Genomic DNA, 19,438 nt, shown 5'->3' with positions numbered 1-19,438 from the left:
CTGCCGGGGCCACCCTTTCGAAGGGTTCCCCCTTGTCTTTCGCTTTTCGTGACGCCTCCTCGCACGCCCTCACGCCCTACGGCTGGGACGACGTGTGGGAGGCGGAGTTCGCCCCGTACGCCGCGCAGGGGCTGGTGCCCGGGCGGGTGGTACGGGTGGACAGGGACCAGTGCGACCTGGTCACCCCCGGCGGTCCGGTGCGGGCCGACACCGCGATGGTGATGCCGCCCGACCCGATGAAGGTGGTGTGCACGGGCGACTGGGCCGCCGTGGACGCCACGGGCGACCCGCTGTTCGTGCGGGCGCTGCTGCCGCGGCGCACCGCGTTCGTCCGCTCCACCTCCTCCAAGCGCTCCGAGGGGCAGGTGCTCGCGGCCAACACCGACTACGCGGTGGTGTGCGTCTCGCTCGCCGCCGAACTCGACCTCGGACGTCTGGAGCGCTTCGTGTCACTGGCCTGGGAGAGCGGTGCCCGGCCGGTCGTGGTGCTCACCAAGGCCGACACCGTGGCCGACACCGGCTTCCTGGTGGCCGACGCGCGGGCCGCCGCGCCCGGCGTGGACGTGCTGGCCGTCAGCGCAGCCACCGGGGAAGGCCTCGACGCGCTCACCGCGGTGATCGGCGACGGCACCTCGGTGCTGCTCGGGCAGTCCGGTGCGGGCAAGTCCACGCTGACCAACGCGCTGGTCGGCCGCGAGGTCCAGGAGGTGCAGGCCACCCGGGACGCGGACGGCAAGGGCCGGCACACCACGACCACCCGCGACCTGCGGGCGCTGCCCGGCGGCGGGGCCGTCGTCGACACGCCGGGGCTGCGCGGCGTCGGGCTGTGGGACGCGCAGGAGGGCCTCGGGCAGGTCTTCGCCGAGATCGAGGCCATGGCCGCGGAGTGCCGCTTCCAGGACTGCGCGCACGAGTCGGAGCCCGGCTGCGCCGTCCGCGCGGCCCTCGACGACGGCCGTCTCACCCACCGCCGCCTGGAGAGCTACCGCAAGCTGCTGCGCGAGAACGCCTGGATCGCCTCGCGCACCGACCAGCGGCTGCGCGCGGAGATGCGGCGCGAGTGGAAGAGGCGCTCGGCGGCGGGACGCGAGATGTACGAGCGCAAGCGCGGCGGAGGTGGTGGACACCGCCGTACGGTCTGAGATCCGGTGAGCCGGGGGCCCGGGAGACCGGAGCCCCCGGCGGCCGCACACCCGCCCGGCGGCCGCACACCCGCCCGGCGGCCGCACACCCGCCCGGCGGCCGCACACCCGCCCGGCGGCCGGGCACGTGCCCGGCCCCCGGGCGCGAGGCGGCGTCACCCGGCGCCGCTCACCCCGCGCCGCCGCCGCGTCCCTGGCGGCGGCGCGTGCCGAGCGGGCTGCCCGCGCTCCAGAACGAGCCGATGACAACGGCCACCACGAGCGCGACTATCACGACTCCGAGAATCACGGAGTAGGCCATGGCAGTCCTCCTCGTCCTCCGGGGCGGCCTTCACCGCACCCTCACGTTTCGCTGCCCGACCGTGACCTTCCCGTTGCCCGGCGTTCCCAACCCACGCCTCCGGCAACCGATTTCGGCGGCGCCTCACCCGGAAGGGCGGACCCCGCCCGAACGCTGACGGCCCGCCGGGCCGCCCTCTCAGGCCGAGGCGCGCACGACGAGCTGGGTGGGCGTGACGATCGGGGCGAGCTGGGCGGGGGCGGAGCCCTCCCCGGAGGGGGACTCCAGGGCGCGCAGCAGCAGCCGCGCCATCATCCGGCCCATCTCCTCGATGTCCTGCCGGATGGTGGTGAGCGGCGGATCGGTCCACTCCGCCACCGAGACGATGTCGTCGAAACCGACGACCGCGACGTCCTCCGGCACCCGCAGCCCGCGCCGCCGCAGCACCCGCAGCGCGCCGGACGCCATGACGTCGGAGGCGGCGAAGACGGCGTCCAGGTCCGGAGCGCGCTCCAGCAGCTGCTCCATCGCGCGGGCGCCCCCCTCGGGCGTGAAGTCGCCCTCGGCGACCAGCGCCGGGTCGGCGTGCGGCAGGACGTCGCGGAAGCCGTCGAGGCGGTCGATGGAGGCCGTCTGGTCCAGCGGGCCCGCGATGTGCGCGATCCGCCGCCGGCCGAGGCCCAGCAGATGGCGTACGGCGTCGCGCGCGCCCCCGCGGTTGTCGCAGTCGACGTACAGCGTCACCGGCCCTGACCCGGCGTCCGACCAGCCGGGCCGCCCGCCGATCACCGTCGCCACGCCCGCCCGGCGGGCCATCTCCGGCAGCGAGTTGTCGTCGTGCAGCGAGAAGATCAGCGCGCCGTCCACGTGGCCGCCCGCGAGGTAGCGGCCGACCCGCTGGTAGTCGGCGGCGCCCTCGGTGAGCAGCAGCACCAGCTGGTTGTCGTGGACGGTGAGTTCCTTGCTGATGCCGCGTACCTGCTGGGCGAAGAAGGGGTCGGCGAAGAAGCGCGTCTCCGGCTCGGCCACGACCACGGCGACCGCGCCGTTGCGCCGTGTCACCAGCGTGCGGGCGGCCTGGTTGGGGACGTAGCCCAGCTCGTCGACGGCCGCGCGCACCCGCTCGGCCAGCGGTGCCCGCACGCCCTCGCTGCCGTTGACCACCCGCGAGACCGTGGCCCGCGAGACCCCGGCCCGGGCCGCGACTTCCTCAAGCGTCGGGCGGGCCGCGAACGTCGGGTCGGACACGGGGAGGGCTCCTTCGCACGCGGATAACAGAAAATCCCGGGATCGGTACGGACACCGACAGCGTAACGGTTCACCGGGCGTGCGTGAGAGCGCTCTCTTATTTCACAGCGTGAGCTTTGCCCTGGCCGGGCGGGGTGGCGGGCCGGGGGAGGGGCGGGGGCGAGGGGGGTCAGGGAGACGAGGCGGGGGGGAGCGGTGGTGCCGGGGCCCTCAGTCCTCCAGGCCCCAGCTGATGACCGCGTAGGGGGTGATGCGGATCAGCTCGGGGCTCATGTGCGCCCCCAGGTCGTGCGGGCCGACGACCTGCTCGGCCGTGCCGCGGACCTCCACGCCGCGCACCCGCCACGGCTGCACGCTCGCGATGTCGTCGACGACCAGCGAGACGTACGCGTTCGCGGCGACGTTCCGCCACTTCTTCGTGGCACCCATCGAGTAGCCGCCGATGTCGATCGTGCCGTCCGGGCGCAGGAAGTAGCCCACCGGGTTGGCCTGCGGGCGGCCCTTCGCGTCCACCGTCGCGAGCCGGCCGAGGCGCTGGCTGCGCAGGTAGGCCAGTTCGGAGTCGTCCAGTTCGGTCCGCGTGCTCGGCTTCGTCATGCGGCCCACCCTGCCACCCGCCGCCGCGGACCCGCATCGGACCCGCGGCGTAAGGCGTGTCGCCTCGGTCGGACGGCGGAGGCGCCGCTCAGCCCTTCCCGGCGGCCGAGGTCGTACGGAGGAGGCCGTCGAGACCGGACTCGGCCGCGGCCTCGCGCTGGAGGGTGGCGCCGCCGCCCTGCTCACGGAGCTGCTCGAGGCCCGCGGTGACCCGCGCGAGGTCCCCGCTGCTCCGCAGGGCGGGGGTCACGTGGGCGGTGAACGCCTCCACGGCCTCGTCCGCGTGCCCGAGGGTCCCCCGGACGGGGTGCACCAGCGTCTTCGTCACACCGTGCCGGGCCGCGTGCCATTCGGCGGCGCGCAGGACGGCGTCGGAGGGAGCGAGCGGCTCCGTGCCGTCCTCCGCCTCCTGCAGCGCGGTCGTCACCAGGGCGCGGGTCAGTCCCGCCAGGGTGACGGCGGCTTCCACGTCCAGCTGCACGTCGCAGACCCGCACCTCCAGCGTGGGGTAGTTCTCCGAGAGCCGGGCCTGCCAGTAGATCTGGCCCAGGTCGCTGATCACACCGGTGGCGAGGAGCGCGGCCGTCTCCCGCTCGTAGTCCGCGGCGCCCGCGGTGTGCGGCGGCGGCCCGGTGACCGGCCACCGCCCGCTCACGACCGTGCGCCAGCCGGCGAAGCCGGTGTCGTGGCCGTCCCAGAACGGCGAGTTCGCGGCCAGCGCCACCAGCACCGGCAGCCACGGCCGTATCCGCCCCAGGGCGGCCGCGCCGCGCTCGCGGTCCGGGACGGCGACGTGCACGTGCATGCCGCAGATCAGCTGCTCGTCGACCAGCCTGCGGGCCTCGGCGCGCATGTCGTGGTAGCGCTGCTTCGGGCTCACCGGCACCGCGTCCTCGGGCGCGAGGGGGGCGGCGCCGGTGGCGGCGAGCCGGCAGCCCGTGTGGTCCGCCGCCCTGGCGATGGTCTGCCGCAGCCGCGAGAGGTGCCCGGAGACCTCGGTGAGGTCCGAGCACACCGGCGTGGCGATCTCTATCTGCGCCTGGAGCAGTTCGTTGCCGACCTCGGAGCGGTGGAGGAAGGGGATGTCCTTCGCCGCGGACTGCACCTCACCCACCTGGGGGCAGGGCAGACCCGTCTTCGGGTCCAGGAGCAGGTATTCCTCTTCCACACCGAGCGTCGCAGCATCCATGCGACGCGCCTACCCCGGATCCGCGGCTCGCACCACCCGGGGCCGGACGGGGGGACGGCCCGCCGGAGGCCCGTGGTGGAATGGCCCCGGGGCGGCCCCGCCGGTCCCGCGCCTTGCCGGTCCTTCGACGGGAGCAGCCCGTGTCCGTACGCCGTGTCGTGCCCGTCGTCCACTCCCCGGCCGGGCCGCAGAGCCGGGAGTTCTACGGGCTGCTCGGCCTCGAACCGGTCATGGACCACGGTTGGATCACGACGTTCGCCTCCCCGGCCGAACCGGCGGCCCAGCTCAGCGTCATGTCCGCCGACGCGACCGCGCCCGTCAGCCCGGACATCAGCATCGAGGTCGACGACGTGGACGAGGTCCACGCCCGAATGGTGCGTGCCGGTGCGGAGATCGTCCACCCGCTGCAGGACGAGGAGTGGGGCGTGCGGCGGTTCTTCGTCCGCGACCCCGGCGGGAAGGTGGTCAACGTCCTCTCGCACCGCTGAGCCGGCGGGTCGCTGAGGTGCTGAGGTGCTGAGGTGCTGAGGTGCTGAGCCGCTGAGGTGCTGAGGTGCTGAGCCCACAGGCCTCTGAGCCGACGGGCCGACGGGCGTGGGCCTGTGACGGGACGGAGGGCGCGTGCGCGCCGGTCAGGACGCGATCACCGCGCCCAGCCATGTGCCCGCGACCAGCAGGCACGCCAGCAGTTCCACCAGCACGGAGGTCCCCACCGCGCGCATCGCCGTCCGGGTCGCGCCCCACGCCGCGCGGTGGCCGCCGCCCAGCCGGACGCGTTCGGACAGGTACACGTAGCCCACGAAACCCAGCACCGCGCCGATCACCGGCACGAGGAAGAAACCGGCGATGGCGACCGCGCCCGCGTCGATCACCGTGCGCCAGGCGAGGCCGGACGCGCGGATCCGGCGGTTCGGCAGCAGCCACAGCACCACCTGCGCGACCGCGAGCACTCCCGTCGCCGCGGCGAGCACGGCCCACGTCAGACCCGTGTGCTCCGATGTCGCCCACCACAGCACCGCCGCCCAGCACAGCAGCGTGCCCGGCACGCCCGGCACCGGCACGCACACCAGGCCGAGCAGCAGCACCACGCCGATCAGCCCGGTCTGTGCGGTCCCCATGGACCCACCCTGCCGGATCCCCGTGCTTCCCGCCCTCGCGGGTGGAGATCGGCACCTCCGTACGGGTACGGGCCGCCGGTCCCGGTACGGGCTGCCGGTGCCGGTACGGGCTGCCGGTGCCGGTACGGGCTGCCGGTGCTGGTGGGGCGGGTGCGGTGGGGGAGCGGGCGGCGGGCGGTGCGGCGATTCCACGTTTCCCGGCGGGCCGGGCGGTGGACAATAAGGGCATGAGGCAGCAGGGGGACTCACCGAAGCGTCAAGAAGACGACTGGTGGCGGGAGTTGTACGGCGAGGAGGCCGGCGGCGCGGCCGGTGCCGGCGGTGTGGCGCCGGACTCGGTCGACGAGCACTTCGACACCGCGCTCACGGCGATGTCCCCCCCGCCCCCGGCCTCGCCCCCCGCTGAAACGCTCCGGCTGCGCCGCCCGGTGCCGCCTCCCCCGCCCCCTTCCTGGCCCCGCCCGACCCGCACGCCGCCCCCGGCGCCGGAGGAGCGCGGGGGCGGTGCGCCGGGTGCCCGGGGAGCGGGCGCGGGAGGCGCTCCCGCGCCGGGCGCGCCGGGTGCTTTCGCGTCGGGTGCTTCGGGCGCCTCGGGTGCGGGAGAGGCGGTCTCGCCGGGTGCTCCCGCGCCGGGTGTGGTTGCGGAGGGTGCGGGGGCTGCGCCGGGTGTTCCCGCCGGGGACGCGCCGGGGGTGCCGGTCGTGAGGTTGCCGGGACGGAGCGAGCCGGCACCGCAGGAGGAGCCCGCGCCGGGTGCGGCCGCGGGGCCGGTGGCCGCCGCGCCGGATGAGGGAGCGGCGCCGTCCGCGGCCGAGCCCCGCCCGGCGCCGTACGGCACCTCCGGCGAGGGCGGCGGCCCGCCGGAGGAGCGTGCGGAAGGGCGGGAGGACGAGGCGCCCCCGTGGGACGCGTGGGCCGCCCGCCCCATGTTCCCGTCCGCGGGGGACGTCCGGGGCGGCGAGCAGGGTGCGGCGCGGGACGGTTCCGAGGGTGAGGCGCCGCACCGGTGGCCCGTGTGGTCGACCACGCCCGGGAACGCGGAGGGCCGCCCCGTGCAGCCCCGCCCCGCGCCGGAGCCGCAGCCGCGGCAGGAGGAGCCGGACGGGGTCGACGCGGCCCCGCAGTGGGGTGCCGCGCCCCCCGCCCCGGCGGAACCGTGGGCGTCGGCGCCGCCCGCGGGGTGGCCGGTCCCGCGCTTCCCGGAGCAGCAGGAGCGCGCGCCCGCACCGGGGCCGGACGCCACTTTCAGCCCGGCGGAGCCGTGGTCGTCCCCCGCCCCGGCCGAGCGCGGCCCGTACTCCCCGCCGCGCCCGCCCCGCGTCGCACCCGGGGAGAACCCGTACCGCACGGCCCCACCGCCACCCGCGGACGAGCCCGAGGTGGCCCAGCCGCCGGCGCCACCCGCGCCGGCCACGTCGCCCCCGCCGCCCGCCGCTGCCGCGTCCGGGCCGGTGGCGCCGCCCGCCTCTGCTGCGCAGCAGCATGTCCTGCCGCCCGCCGCCGGCTCGCCCGCCGCCGGTTCGCCCGCCGCCGGTTCGCCCGACGCGGTTGCGCCGTCGACGCCTGCCACGTCGCCCCCGCCGCCCGCCGCTGCCGCGTCCGGGCCGGTGGCGCCGCCCGCCGCTGCCGCGCAGCAGCACGTCCCGCCGCCCGCCGCCGGCTCGCCCGACGCGGTTGCGCCGTCGACGTCGGCCACGCCCGTCACGTCGCCCCCGCCGCCCGCGGCTGCCGCGTCCGGGCCGGTGGCGCCGCCCGCCTCTGCGGCTCCGCCGCCCCCGCCGGGGAGCGGCGCGGCTGCGCCCGGGTCCCACCACCCGCGGGGTGATGCCGTCGCCCCCGGTGGGCCGCGGCCGCAGGCCGCGCAGGCCGCTCCGGCCGGGCCTCCTGCGCCGGCGGCGGAGCCGCAGGCCGGCTCGGCTCGGCCGGCGGCGGGGCAGGGCGAGGCGGACCGGTCGCCCTCCGACGCGTTCGCGCCCCCCGCGCGGACGGTGCCCGCGGCCGAGCCGGAGGCCGCTGCGGCGGCGGGAGGCGCGGATCCGGCCGGGGCGCCTGCCCTGCGGCCCGCCGCGGCGGGCGGGGTGGGCCCCGGGCCCGCCGCGATCGAGGCGCCCGCTGTGCGGGCCGAGCTGCCGCCCGCGGAGGCCGGGGGCGCGGCGTGGGGGGAGACGTCGTTCGGGGAGGGGACGGTGCGGTGGGCGCCCGAGCTGCCGCCCGGGTGGGTGGCCGCGGGGGAGGAGGAGCCGGCCGCGGCCGTGGTGGGCGGCGGGGCGCCGACGTACGCGGCCGAGCCGACCGCCTGGCCCGAGGCGGATCCCGAGCGGCTGGACGGCCTGGTGCCGGACACCGTGCTGGACGGCGCGCGCTACGCGGGCCTGACACTGCGTACGGTCAGCGTGCGCGGGGACTCGGCGCGCTACCGGGGCCAGCCGCGCCGCGACGCGCTGCTCACCGCCCGCTTCGGCTCCGGCGACGACGCCCTGCTGCTCGTCGCGATGGCCAGCGGCGCGCGGGCCGCGGACGACGCGCACCGCGCCGCCCAGGACGCCGTGCGGTGGATCGCCGGGGCGGTCGGCCGCAGCCGGGAGCGGCTGGCCGGCGACCTGCGGGCGGCCCGCCGGGGCGCGCTCAAGTCGGGCCTGCACCGGCTCACCGACCGCTGCTACGGCAGGCTGCGGGCGCGCGGCGAGGACCTGGGCCTGGAGGACGGCGCCTACACGGCGGCCCTGCGCTGCCTGCTGCTGCCGGTGGATCCGCGGTGCCCGATCCGGCTCTTCTTCGGGGTGGGCGACGGCGGGCTCTTCCGGGTGCGGGACGGTGCGTGGCAGGACCTGGACACCACCCCCGGCGACGCCGGGTCGCCCTTCCGCTTCCGGGCGACGCAGGCCCGTCCGGGTGATGCGCTGCTGATGTGCAGCGCCGGGCTTGCCGAGCCGCTGCGGGGCGAGCCGGAGCTGGCCGGGCTGCTCGCGGAGCGCTGGGGCGGCGGCCGCGCGCCCGGCCTGGCGGGCTATCTGGCCGACGTGCAGACCCGGGTCAAGGGCTACGCCGACGACCGTACGGCGGTGACCGTCTGGGACGCCTGACCGCCCCCGGGTGAGGCCCCTCCCGCGGCCCGGGGGCGTACGAGAACGGCCGTGGCCCGGGATGCGGCGGCCGCGCGCTCGTGCGCAGATGGGTACATGGCGAAGCAGACCGTGGCCGAGCAGTTCATCGACATCCTCGTGCGCGCGGGCGTACGGCGGCTGTACGGGGTCGTGGGCGACAGCCTCAACCCCGTCGTCGACGCCGTGCGGCGCACGCGCTCGCTCGAATGGGTGCACGTGCGGCACGAGGAGACCGCGGCCTTCGCCGCCGGGGCGGAGGCGCAGCTCACCGGGCGGCTCGCGGCGTGCGCGGGGTCCTGCGGGCCGGGGAACCTGCACCTGATCAACGGGCTCTTCGACGCGCACCGCTCGATGGCGCCGGTGCTCGCGCTCGCCTCGCACATCCCCAGCAGCGAGATCGGCACGAGCTACTTCCAGGAGACGCACCCGGACCGGCTGTTCGCCGAGTGCAGCCACTACAGCGAGCTGATCTCCAGCGCCGCCCAGATGCCGCGGGTGCTCCAGACCGCGATCCAGCACGCCGTGGGCCGCGGCGGGGTGTCCGTCATCAGCCTGCCCGGCGACATCGCCGCGCACCCCGCGCCGCAGCGCAGCATCGAGCACGCGCTCGTCACCCGCCGCCCCACGGTGCGGCCGGGCGACGCCGAACTCGACGCGCTGGCCCGCATGGTGGACGGCGCCCGGCGCATCACGCTGTTCTGCGGCAGCGGTACGGCGGGCGCGCACGACGAGGTGATGGCCTTCGCCGAGCGCGTCAAGTCACCCGTGGGGCACGCGCTGCGCGGCAAGGAATGGATCCAGTTCGACAACAAGTTCGACGTCGGCATGAGCGGGCTGCTCGGCTACGGCGCGGCGTACGAGGCGATGCACGAGTGCGACCTGCTGATCCTGCTGGGCACCGACTTCCCGTACAACGCCTTCCTGCCGGACGACGTGGCGATCGTCCAGGTCGACATGCGGCCCGAACACCTCGGCCGCCGCTCGAAGCTGGACCTCGCGGTGTGGGGCGCCGTCGGCGAGACGCTGCGCTGCCTCACCCCGAAGGTGCGGGAGAAGACCGACCGGCGCTTCCTGGACCGGATGCTGAAGAAGCACAGCGACGCGCTGGAGGGCGTCGTGAAGGCCTACACCCGCAAGGTCGACAAGCACGTGCCGATCCACCCGGAGTACGTCGCCTCGGTGCTGGACGAGGAGGCGGACGACGACGCCGTCTTCACCGTCGACACCGGGATGTGCAACGTGTGGGCGGCCCGCTACCTGACGCCCAACGGCCGCCGCCGGGTGATCGGTTCGTTCACGCACGGCTCGATGGCCAACGCGCTGCCGCAGGCGATCGGCGCGCAGTTCCTGGACCGCGGCCGCCAGGTGGTGTCGATGTCCGGCGACGGCGGGTTCAGCATGCTGATGGGCGACTTCCTCACCCTGGTGCAGTACGACCTGCCGGTGAAGGTCGTGCTGTTCAACAACTCCTCGCTCGGCATGGTCGAGCTGGAGATGATGGTCGAGGGCCTGCCCGCGTACGGCACCACCAACCACAACCCGGACTTCGCCGCGGTGGCCCGCGCGGCGGGCGCGTACGGGGTGCGGGTGGAGAAGCCCAAGGAGGTGCGCGCGGCGCTGCGGGACGCCTTCCGGCACAAGGGCCCGGCCCTGGTGGACGTGGTGACCGACCCGCACGCGCTCTCGCTGCCGCCGAAGATCACCGGCGAGCAGATCGGCGGCTTCGCGCTGTCGGTCGGCAAGGTCGTCCTGGACGGCGGGGTCGGCAAGATGGTGCAGATGGCCCGCTCGAACCTGCGCAACGTGCCGCGCCCGTAACGCCGTTGCGGGGCCCGGCGCGCCGCGTGCCGCACCGTGTCCGGACCCCTCCCACGGCCCGGCGCCGTGCGGCGGCGGTCGGCGGTGACGCCGCGGCGTCCTCGGCCGTGACGTGGTCGCCGTCGGCGTGCGCCCGCAGCGGACGGTATCGGCCGGCGCTGGTGGTCGGATCACTCTGCGTCGGCCGGAAGGGGCGGGACTCCCCGTGCGCGAGCGGTTCCTCCCGCGGGGGAGAGGGCCTGGGGCGCAGGCGTGTCCGCCGCGGACGGCAGGGCGAACGGGCCTCACGGTGACGGCAGACCGCCGGCCCTCCGGGACGCCGGCGCGTCATACACCCGATCTGTCAACGCCCTTCGGTCACGAGCCCGTTGCGTCCCGGCGTCCCGGAGGGCTCCGCCGGCACCCGTGCACCGCGGCGTCGCCCTCGTCACAGGACTGGACAGGGTGCGTGCGGGGCATGCCTCTGTCAGGGGGAATCGGTCCGGACCAGAACGGGGGCGGCTCACGGACAGCACGGGGAATCGTCTACGCTACGCGGTCCGGCGCGCGGACCTGCGCGCCGTCGCGGAGTCCCGCAGGCGGCTGCGGGACCACCTTCGCCAGTGGGGAGTGCCGGCGCTCGCCGACACCGCGGAACTGCTCACCACCGAGATCGTCACCAACGCGCTCCAGCACACCGGCGGCGGCGCCGTCCTGACGGCCACCCTCTCGCCGGGCCCGGAACGCAAACTGCGGGTCGAGGTGCACGACTCGCTCGGGCGCCGCCCGCCCGGCGGCGCCCGCCCCGCGGACGACGCCACCTCGGGTCGCGGCCTGATGCTCGTCGAGGCCCTCGCCGACACGTGGGGGGTGCAGGCGCGGGGGGCCGGCAAGGTCGTGTGGTTCGAGATCGACGCGGCCGCCGCCTGACGGTTCAGGCCAGGCCGCCCGTCGCGCGCAGGTTCTGGCCGGTGACCCAGCGGCCGTCCGGACCGGTGAGGAAGGCGACGACGGCCGCGATGTCGGACGGCAGCCCGAGCCGGCCGAGCGGCGTGATCCCCGCGACGGCCTCCAGCGCCTCCGCCGGGTTGACCGACCGCAGCAGATCGGTGTCCGTCGCCCCGGGGGAGACGGTGTTCGCGGTGATGCCGCGCGGTCCCAGCTCCTGCGCGGCGACCGCCGTCAGCTGCTCGATCGCGCCCTTGCTCGCCGCGTACGCCCCGATGCCGCGCGCCGCCCGCGCGGTGTTGACCGACGAGACGGTGACGATCCGCCCGCCGTCCCGCATCCGCCGGGCCGCGTACCGCAGTGTCAGGAAGACCGCCCGGGTGTTCACCGCGAACACCTCGTCGAAGAGGTCGTCGCCGGTCTCCGCGAGTGTCGTCGGGCGGTGCGAGAGCGCCGCGTTGTTGACGAGGATGTCGAGTCCCCCGAGTCTCTCCTCGGCGGTGCGCATCAGCTCCTCGGGACCGTCCGGATCGGCCAGGTCGACCCGGACGGCGTGCGCCCGCCCGCCCGCCGCGGCCGTGACCTCCGCCGCCGCGCGCTCGTCCCTGAGGTAGCCGAAGACGACCTCGGCCCCGTCCGCGCACAGCCGCTCCACGACGGCCCGGCCGATTCCGCGCGAGCCGCCCGTGACGACCGCCGCCCTGCCCCTGACGCCCTGCTCCACTGCCGCCTCCCGGTTTCCGAGTCAGGGAAGAGACGCTAGCCCCGGTCACCCCCGTGGCGGCGGCGGTTCGCGGTGAGCGATCGCACGGCGCGCCCGGAAAGGCGAGGGGACCGCGTACGGGCGGCCAGTGCCCGTACGCGGTCCCGCGTGGTCGCCCGTGGGGCGGCCGTCAGCCGAACTGCCGCTCCATCTCGGCCAGCTTGCGCTCCAGCGAGTCCAGCCGCGGAAGCGTCATGGTGTCGTCCTCGGCCGTCAGGTCGATCGGGAAGGAACCGCTCCCGGCCGTCCCGGTCGTGCCGGCCGCCTCGTCGCGCACCGGCTGGAGCGCCGGCAGCGCCCGGACCGGCAGTTCGGCGGAGGCCGTGCCGGAACCGGCTATGGCAGGCTCCGACGCGCCCTCGCCCGAGCCGGCCAGGCTCGTGGCGGGCATCTCCACCGGCACCTGGCGGCCACCGCCACCGCGCGGCCACGAACGGCCCTGCCGGGTCAGCGCCTTGATCTTGGCCCGCTCCATCCGGTCGTGCTCGCGGCGGCGTGCCTGGTTGTTCTCGCGCTGCCGCTTGTCCTCGCGGACCTCCTCGACCGCCTCGTCCAGCGAGCGCACACCCTCCAGCAGCATCAGCGACCACGCGGCGAAGGTCTCGCGCGGGGCGCGCAGCCAGCGCACCATGCGGATCTGCGGCAGCGGGCGGGGCACCAGGCCCTGCTCGCGCAGCGCCGCCCGGCGGGTCTGCTTCAGGGCGCGGTCGAAGAGCACCGCGGCGGACAGCGACATGCCGGCGAAGAACTGCGGGGCGCCCGCGTGGCCCATGCCGCGCGGCGCGTGCACCCAGTTGAACCAGGCCGCGGCCCCCGCGAAGAGCCACACCAGCATGCGCGAGCCGAGCGCCGCGTCACCGTGGCTGGCCTCCCGCACCGCCAGCACCGAGCAGAACATCGCCGCCCCGTCCAGGCCGAAGGGCACCAGGTACTCCCACCCGCCGGTCAGGTTCAGGTTCTCCCGGCCGAAGCCCACCAGGCCGTGGAAGGAGAGCGCGGCCGCGACCGCGGCGCAGCAGAACAGCAGCACGTACGACGCGCTGCCGTAGATCGCCTCCTTGCGGCGGCGGCGCTCCTCGCTGCGCTCCCAGGAGTCCGCGGGCTTCCCTTCCGTGTTCTGTGCGCGGCGGGTGCGGAACACGACCGCGCACGCCGCGAGCACGACCAGGCCGACGATGCCCGAGAGCACCCAGTCCAGCGATATGTCTCTCATATGCGTTTCCTAGAGTCGCTTCCCGTCGCGCTCGGGCCGCGGGACGGCGTACGACCGACATCTTTGCGAAGAGCGCGGGTGAGTGCAGACGTTCCGGCACAAGAGTCCCGCCGAAATCCCGTGAAGAGGGACGTTTGCTCGAACTCGCGTGCCAGAGCAGTCTAGTTGAGCGAGATCGTAGCGCGGCCGCTCAGGCCGCCGCCGCGCGGCGGCCGATCCGGTCGGAACCGGTCGCGCGCGGACACGAAACGCACTCCCGCCGGGGGCTGACGGTGTAGAAGAGGCAGCAGGTGAGCCGGTCGCGCGCGCAGCCCCCCCTGTCGCCCCCGGGACCGGCGGTACGGAAGCCGGCGCCGCCCGCGTACGGGGCGGTCCCGCCCGGCAGCAGCTCCGTCAGCTCCGCGACCGCGCGCTCCTGCTGGCCCATCAGCCCCGCGACGTGGTGCAGGCCCTCGGTGACCTCGTCGGTCGCCATCGCCCACAGCGCCCGCGGCCCGCGCCGCATCCGCGGCCCGAACGCGTCCAGCAGCGGCGCCAGGTGCTCGGCCACCGCGGCCCGCAGCTCGTCCCGCAGCGCCGCCTCCGAGGGGACGGTCCACGCGCCCGGCAGGGCCGCCGCCGGGTCGTCCGGCAGGCAGGCGAAGGCGCGGGTGCGCACCGTCATGGCGCCCGACGCGCGGTGGAAGGACACGTCCGCGACCGGCAGCCGCGGCACCCGGCGGTGCAGGAACCACGGCACCGTGAAGAGCAGGCACGCGGGCCAGGCGTAGCGGTGCAGGGCGAGCGCGGCAGCGACGTGCGGGCGCGGCGCGCGGCCGTACTCCCGGGTGAGCTCGGCGGTGCTGTGCGCGGTGAAGGCGTCCAGGGCCGCGCCGCCCGCCGCCAGCTCCGCGGCGCCGACCCAGCCGCCGCCGGAGCGCGGCGCGCCCTCGGTGACCCGCAGCCCGGGGAAGGCCGCGGCGAGCCGTGCGTAGGCGGTGCCGGTCACGGGCATGCGCGAGCCTTCCGGGGAGCCGAAGATCAGCAGAGGTAAGCCTTACCTTATCGTGCGCGGGCGGCGATTATGCTCGTCGCAGTACGCCATAGGGGTGACCCAGGGGGCGTGCGCGCGACGAGCAGACGAGAGCGAGAGGTGGTGCGGCCGGTGGACGGTCCAGCGTCCCTGCGGGGCGGCGGCCGCGGCCGGGCGCCGCTGCCGGAGCCCCGGCGGATGCCGGAGCGGTACTCCGTGCGCGGGCAGGTCCTCGCGGAGCTGCGGGCCGCGCTGCTCACCGGCGAGCTGCCGCCCGGCTCCGTGCACTCCGCGCCGGCGCTCGGCGCCCGCTACGGCGTGTCGGCCACGCCCGTCCGGGAGGCCATGCAGCTGCTCGCCCAGGAGGGGGCGGTCGAGGTGCTGCCCAACCGCGGCTTCCGCGTGACATGCCGCACCACGGCCGACCTGGCGGAGATCGCGCAGGTCAGGATGCTGGTCGAGATACCCGTCGTGCAGTCGCTGGCCCGCAGTGTGCCGCCCGCGCGCTGGGCCGCGCTGCGGCCGCTCGCCGCCACCGCTGCGGCCGCCGCCGCGGCCGGCGACCGCGCCGGCTACGCCGAGGCGGACCGCGCCTTCCACCAGGCGCTGCTGCGACCCATGGGCAACACCCACCTGCTGGACGTCGCCGACGGCCTGCACCGCCGTGCCCAGTGGCCCACCGACGGCCCGCGCCCCGACCTGCGCGCCCACGCCGCCCACCACGGCACCCTCCTCGACGCGCTCGCTTCCGGCGCTCCCGTCGAACCGCTCCTCCGCGCCCACCTGGCCGCCTGCCCCTGATCGGCGGCGGCCCGTGTCCCGACCTGCGCGCGCACCACGGCACCGCGCCTGTGTGGCACCGCTCCTCCGCACGTACCCGGCTGCCTGCCCCTGATCGGCGGTGGCCCGTGTCCCGACCTGCGCGCGCACCACGGCATCGCGCCTGTGTGGCACCGCTCCTCCGCACCTACCCGCCCGCCTGCCCCTGACCGGCGGCGGCCCGTGTCCCGACCTGCGCGCGCACGCCGCGCACCTCGGCACCGCCCCTCCGCGCCTACCCGCCTGCCTGCCCCTGACCGGCGGCGGGCCGGCGGGACCTGGGGGCGGAGGGCGCCGGCGCCTCCGGGACCGCAACGCGGGGCCCGCCCCCCGGCCGGGGGTGCTCCGTCTCGTGCGGTGCGGGCAGTGGGCCGCAAGTCCGGTTGCACGGAGGGCGGTTGAGTACGCGTACTCAGGCAGAACGTTCGAATCGGCTCATAGCATCGCGGCATGGCATCGGACCTCCAGACCACCGCGCCCCGCGCGGACGGCACACCCCGTGCGGGGCGCGCGCCCGGCGAGGGCGGCGCACCCCGCGTGACACGGGCGGGCATCACCGCGGCGGCCGCATGGCTGCCCGAACGGAGCGTCAGCTCGGCCGAGTTGCAGGAGCGGATCAGCGCGGCCGCGGGCCTGCGGCTGCCGCCCCGGATGGTCGAGCGGGCCACGGGGATAGCCACCCGGCGGGCGGCCGCCGAGGGCGAGTACGCCTCGACGCTCGCCGTGCGCGCCGCACGCACCGCGCTCGCCCGTGCCGGCCTGGCGCCGGGCGATCTCGACCTCCTGGTCTTCGCCTCCGCCACCCGCGACGTCGTCGAGCCCGCCACCGCCCACATCGTGCAGGCCGAACTCGGCTCCAGCGCCCACGCGCTGGACGTCACCAACGCGTGCAACAGCTTTGTCAACGGCATCGACACCGCCCGCGCGATGATCCTTGCCGGGCGCGCCCGCCGGGCCCTCGTCGTCACCGGCGAGACCCCGAGCCGCGCCGTGCGGCACGCCCCGTCCGGCCCCGGCCAGCTCAAGGACGGCTTCGCCGGCTACACCTTCGGCGACGCCGGGGCCGCCGTCGTCGTCGAGCCCGTGGCGCGCGGCGGCATCCTCGACGTCGACACCGAGACCCGCTCCGAGCACTGGCCGCTCGGCGGCATCTCCGGTGGCGGGTCGCGCCATCCGCGCGGCGACGAGCACACCTACTTCCACGGCGACGGACGCCGGCTGCGCGCCGTCTTCGAGCGGTTCGGCATGCGCGTGCTGGACCGGATGCGCGAGCGCACCGGGCTGGGGTGGGAGGACTTCCGCCACGTCCTCGTCCACCAGGTCACCCTTCCCTACCTCGACCGCTTCGTCGAACTCACCGGCGTTCCGCGCGACCGGCTCGTCGTGACCGTTCCCGAACTCGGCAACATGGCCAGCGCCACGCTCGGCGTCCAGCTCGACCGCGTCCACGGCGGGCTCACGTCCGGTGACAGGGTGCTGTTCGTCGGGCTCGGCGGCGGGGCGAGCGTCATGTCGATGGTCTGGGAGAAGGCGTGAGCACGACGGGGGGCGGTACGGGGGCCGGTGCGGGCGCGCTGTGGGTCGTGGTGCCCGCGTACCAGGAGGCCGCGCGTATCGTCGGCACCCTCGAAGCCCTCGCCGCGCAGCGCGACCGGGACTTCACGCTCGTCGTCGTCGACAACGCCTCCACGGACGGCACGTCCGCGCTCGCCCGCGACTTCGCCCGCTGGGCGCCCTTCCCCGTCCACGTCCTGCACGAGCCCGACAAGGGCGTGGGCTGCGCCGTCGACACCGGCTTCCGCTACGCGATACGGGGCGGGGCCACGCTGCTCGCCCGCACCGACGCCGACTGCCTGCCGCGGCCCGGCTGGACGGCCGCGGCGCGCGCCGCGCTCCGGGAGGGCGCGGGACTCGTCTGCGGGCGTATCGACGCGCGCCGCGACGAGCACGGGCCGCTCGGCCGGGCGGGCTTCCGGGCGCTGGTGCGCGGCGCCGCGCTGTTCGGGCGGCTGCGCCCCGCGCACCGCCGCAGCCGCGGGTACCTGGCGCCGTACCGCATGCACGCGGGCAATAACATGGCCGTCACCGCTGCTCTTTACGAGGCGGTGGGGGGCATGCCCAGGCGTCCGTCCCCGACGGACCGCCTCTTCCTGAACCGGGTGCGGCGGCACACCGCGGCGATCGTGCACGCGCGGGAGATGGTCGTCGAGAACTCGACGCGGCGGCTTCGGGCGTACGGCGTCGTGGGGACGGCGCGGTGGTACCTGGACCGCGGAGCGGGGCGGCAGGGGGAGGATCCGCGGTGAACCGGCCCGCGGCCGCTGCCGGGTGGGGCGCCCCCGTGCGGTGTGCCGCGCGCCCGGCCGCTCCCGCGGGAGGCGGCCCGCGGGTCCGCATTCCGCGGAGGCGCGGCGCTCCCTCCCGCGTCCCGCCGGTGCGGGGCGCCGCGGGTGACGACCGATGCCTGTTTCCGGCCGATACGAGGGGGAATTGACCGTGCTGGACGAACTCGCGCGCGCGTTGCGGAACGCGCCGGAGCGGCCTGCCGTCCTGCGGGCCGGGGTGAACGGGGGCGTGCGGACCGCCCTCACCCGGGGGGAGCTGGCCGATCTCGCCGACGGATACGCCGGGGCGCTGCACGCGCGGGGGATCGGGGTGGGCGGGACGGTGGGCGTCGCCGTACGGCCGGGGCCGCGGGCGCTGGCCGTGCTGCTGGCCGTGCACCGGCTCGGGGCGCGCGGGGCGGTGCTGGATCCCGGTGCCGGGCCCGACGTGCTGCGGGCCCGGCTGGCGCTCGCGCGGCCCGGTATCGTGCTCGCCGACGCCGCCGCGCAGGCCGTGGCCGGGTGGGCCCGGCCGCTCGCCCGGCGGGCGCACCTGGCGCTGCCGGACCTCGCGGAGCTGGGGCCCGTCGCCACCGTCGGCCCGAGGCTGCCGGGATGCGCGGCCGCGCTGGACACCGGGGCGCGGTCGGGCGTGCTGCCGGGGCCCGTGGACGGGGACGGGGACGCCGCGATCGTCTTCACGTCCGGGACGACGTCGCGGCCGCGTGCCGTCGTCCACACCCGGGCCTCCCTCGCCGCGGGGATGCGGACCGTCGCCGGACTCGTCCGGCCGGCCCCCGGCGTGCCCGTGCTCGGGGGGACCTTCTTCGTCCTCGTCCCCTCCCTGGCCTGCGGCGCCCCCGTGGCCCTGCCCGCCCGCTCGCCCCGCGCCCTGGTCCGGCAGCTGCGGCGGCTCGCCCCGCAGGCGACGTACCTGACGCCGCCCCAGCTGCGGCGCGTACTGGCGGAAGGCGCTTCCTTCACCGGCCGGGTGTGGACGGGCTCCGCCCCGGCGAGCGCCGAACTGCTCAGCCGTGTACGGCGGGCGGGCGCCGACGAGGCGTGGGGCGTCTACGCGCTCACCGAACTCTTCCCGGCAGCGGCCGTCGAGCAGGCGGAGAAGGCCGCGTACGAGGGGGAGGGCGATCTCGTCGGCGCCCCGCTGCCCGGCGTACGCACCCGTACGGACGAGGCCGGGCAGCTGCTGCTGGCCGGGCCCGGCGCACGGGACCGCTACCTGGGGGAGGCGCCGCAGGAGTGGGTGGCGACCGGCGACCGGGGGCGGGTCGGCGCCGACGGGCGGCTCGTGCTGGAAGGGCGGCTGAAGGACATGGTGCTGCGGGACGCGGAGAACATCTATCCGGGGCTGTACGAGCCCGCGTTGCACGTGCCGGGCGTCGAGCTGGCGCTGCTCGTGGGGGTGCCGGCGGGGGACGGGGACGAGCGCCTGGTGGCCGTCGTCCAGCCGGTCGCCGGCGCGGACGCCGGGGAGGTGCGGGCGGCGCTGGCGGGGCCGCTGGCCCGGATGGGGGCGGCGCGGCCGGACGCCGTCGTCCTGGCGGACGTTCCGCTCGCGGGCCGGTCCCGCAAACCGGACCGCGCGGCGGCGGCGCGTCTGGCGGCGGCTCGCCTCCCGCCGGGTGCGCGGTGCTGAGCGCGTGTGCGCCCGTCCCCTCCCGTGTTCCCGCGGGGGCGCCTGACCGTCCCCGCGGACGGGGGCGGAGGACGGGACCGCGGGGCCGCCTCCCGGGGCGGGCCGGGCCGGTTCCGGGCACGGCGGCGCGCACGGGTGGCGGGTTCGCCGCCGGCGCGGGCCACCCCCGCGGGACAGGCGGGCGGGCCGGCGCGCACACGCGGCCGGGGGCCCTGCTGGGGCGCAGGGGT

Annotated in this window: 17 protein-coding genes; 9 read left to right on the top strand and 8 right to left on the bottom strand. The window is 76.7% G+C overall.

Annotated features, from left to right (window positions below; translation table 11 throughout):
- Positions 1 to 32: 32 nt before the first annotated feature.
- A complete protein-coding gene (gene rsgA / locus ACH4SE_RS24420) occupies positions 33 to 1,142 on the top strand; it encodes a ribosome small subunit-dependent GTPase A (RefSeq protein WP_398545587.1) in 1,110 nt (369 codons plus the stop codon).
- A gap of 169 nt (positions 1,143 to 1,311) precedes the next feature.
- On the opposite strand, the gene ACH4SE_RS24415 is transcribed toward rsgA, so the two are convergent.
- The 4 genes from ACH4SE_RS24415 to ACH4SE_RS24400 all read right to left on the bottom strand — a co-directional run bounded on the left by ACH4SE_RS24415 (position 1,312) and on the right by ACH4SE_RS24400 (position 4,456).
- Positions 1,312 to 1,443: a hypothetical protein gene (locus tag ACH4SE_RS24415; protein ID WP_398545586.1), complete on the bottom strand. Its 132-nt coding sequence runs from the start codon at positions 1,441 to 1,443 to the stop codon at positions 1,312 to 1,314.
- Positions 1,444 to 1,620: 177 nt separating this feature from the next.
- Complete coding sequence (locus tag ACH4SE_RS24410; protein ID WP_398545585.1) at positions 1,621 to 2,670, bottom strand: LacI family DNA-binding transcriptional regulator; 1,050 nt, start codon at positions 2,668 to 2,670, stop codon at positions 1,621 to 1,623.
- 210 nt (positions 2,671 to 2,880) lie between these two features.
- A complete protein-coding gene (locus ACH4SE_RS24405; protein WP_398545584.1) occupies positions 2,881 to 3,267 on the bottom strand; it encodes a PPOX class F420-dependent oxidoreductase in 387 nt (128 codons plus the stop codon).
- An 88-nt stretch (positions 3,268 to 3,355) separates the two neighbouring features.
- Complete coding sequence (locus ACH4SE_RS24400; protein ID WP_398545583.1) at positions 3,356 to 4,456, bottom strand: glutamate--cysteine ligase; 1,101 nt, start codon at positions 4,454 to 4,456, stop codon at positions 3,356 to 3,358.
- Between the two features lie 140 nt (positions 4,457 to 4,596).
- Here ACH4SE_RS24400 and ACH4SE_RS24395 point away from each other — a divergent pair, with 140 nt between their 5' ends.
- Positions 4,597 to 4,944 carry a VOC family protein gene (locus ACH4SE_RS24395; protein WP_398545582.1) on the top strand — a complete coding sequence of 116 codons (348 nt, stop codon included), beginning with the start codon at positions 4,597 to 4,599 and terminating at the stop codon, positions 4,942 to 4,944.
- Positions 4,945 to 5,088: 144 nt separating this feature from the next.
- Here the strand turns inward: ACH4SE_RS24395 and ACH4SE_RS24390 are convergent, their stop codons facing one another.
- The gene (locus ACH4SE_RS24390; RefSeq protein ID WP_398545581.1) at positions 5,089 to 5,574 is read right to left on the bottom strand and encodes a DUF456 domain-containing protein; all 486 of its coding nucleotides are present in this window, start codon (positions 5,572 to 5,574) and stop codon (positions 5,089 to 5,091) included.
- Positions 5,575 to 7,562: 1,988 nt separating this feature from the next.
- On the opposite strand from ACH4SE_RS24390, the gene ACH4SE_RS24385 reads away from it, so the two are divergent.
- The 3 genes from ACH4SE_RS24385 (at position 7,563) to ACH4SE_RS24375 (ending at position 11,405) form a co-directional block, all read left to right on the top strand.
- A complete protein-coding gene (locus ACH4SE_RS24385; RefSeq protein WP_398545580.1) occupies positions 7,563 to 8,657 on the top strand; it encodes a protein phosphatase 2C domain-containing protein in 1,095 nt (364 codons plus the stop codon).
- Positions 8,658 to 8,753: 96 nt separating this feature from the next.
- Complete coding sequence (locus ACH4SE_RS24380; RefSeq protein ID WP_398545579.1) at positions 8,754 to 10,496, top strand: pyruvate dehydrogenase; 1,743 nt, start codon at positions 8,754 to 8,756, stop codon at positions 10,494 to 10,496.
- A 444-nt stretch (positions 10,497 to 10,940) separates the two neighbouring features.
- Entirely contained in the window at positions 10,941 to 11,405 is a 465-nt protein-coding gene (locus ACH4SE_RS24375; RefSeq protein WP_398545578.1) for an ATP-binding protein, read from the top strand.
- A 4-nt stretch (positions 11,406 to 11,409) separates the two neighbouring features.
- Here ACH4SE_RS24375 and ACH4SE_RS24370 read toward each other — a convergent pair whose 3' ends face one another.
- The 3 genes from ACH4SE_RS24370 to ACH4SE_RS24360 all read right to left on the bottom strand — a co-directional run bounded on the left by ACH4SE_RS24370 (position 11,410) and on the right by ACH4SE_RS24360 (position 14,393).
- Positions 11,410 to 12,147 (bottom strand): SDR family oxidoreductase, encoded by a 738-nt coding sequence (locus ACH4SE_RS24370; RefSeq protein ID WP_398545577.1) that lies wholly within the window; start codon positions 12,145 to 12,147, stop codon positions 11,410 to 11,412.
- A gap of 169 nt (positions 12,148 to 12,316) precedes the next feature.
- Positions 12,317 to 13,399, bottom strand: coding sequence for a DUF2637 domain-containing protein (locus tag ACH4SE_RS24365; protein WP_398545576.1), 1,083 nt, complete (start codon positions 13,397 to 13,399; stop codon positions 12,317 to 12,319).
- A 190-nt stretch (positions 13,400 to 13,589) separates the two neighbouring features.
- Positions 13,590 to 14,393, bottom strand: a complete 804-nt coding sequence (locus ACH4SE_RS24360; RefSeq protein WP_398545575.1) for an iron-sulfur protein — start codon at positions 14,391 to 14,393, stop codon at positions 13,590 to 13,592.
- 69 nt (positions 14,394 to 14,462) lie between these two features.
- Between ACH4SE_RS24360 and ACH4SE_RS24355 the strand changes: the two genes are divergently transcribed.
- The 4 genes from ACH4SE_RS24355 (at position 14,463) to ACH4SE_RS24340 (ending at position 19,208) form a co-directional block, all read left to right on the top strand.
- On the top strand, positions 14,463 to 15,212 hold the full coding sequence (locus tag ACH4SE_RS24355; RefSeq protein WP_398545574.1) for a GntR family transcriptional regulator: 750 nt from the start codon (positions 14,463 to 14,465) through the stop codon (positions 15,210 to 15,212).
- 468 nt (positions 15,213 to 15,680) lie between these two features.
- Complete coding sequence (locus ACH4SE_RS24350) at positions 15,681 to 16,766, top strand: 3-oxoacyl-ACP synthase III family protein (RefSeq protein WP_398545573.1); 1,086 nt, start codon at positions 15,681 to 15,683, stop codon at positions 16,764 to 16,766.
- The gene (locus ACH4SE_RS24345; RefSeq protein ID WP_398545572.1) at positions 16,763 to 17,536 is read left to right on the top strand and encodes a glycosyltransferase family 2 protein; all 774 of its coding nucleotides are present in this window, start codon (positions 16,763 to 16,765) and stop codon (positions 17,534 to 17,536) included. Before ACH4SE_RS24350 ends, ACH4SE_RS24345 begins: the two co-directional genes overlap by 4 nt.
- 190 nt (positions 17,537 to 17,726) lie before the next feature.
- On the top strand, positions 17,727 to 19,208 hold the full coding sequence (locus tag ACH4SE_RS24340) for a class I adenylate-forming enzyme family protein (protein WP_398545781.1): 1,482 nt from the start codon (positions 17,727 to 17,729) through the stop codon (positions 19,206 to 19,208).
- The last annotated feature ends 230 nt before the right edge of the window (positions 19,209 to 19,438 follow it).

Origin of the sequence: Streptomyces sp. NPDC020983, assembly GCF_044333485.1 — a bacterium.
Taxonomy (GTDB): domain Bacteria; phylum Actinomycetota; class Actinomycetes; order Streptomycetales; family Streptomycetaceae; genus Actinacidiphila.
This window is presented reverse-complemented; position numbering and strand designations above follow the sequence as displayed.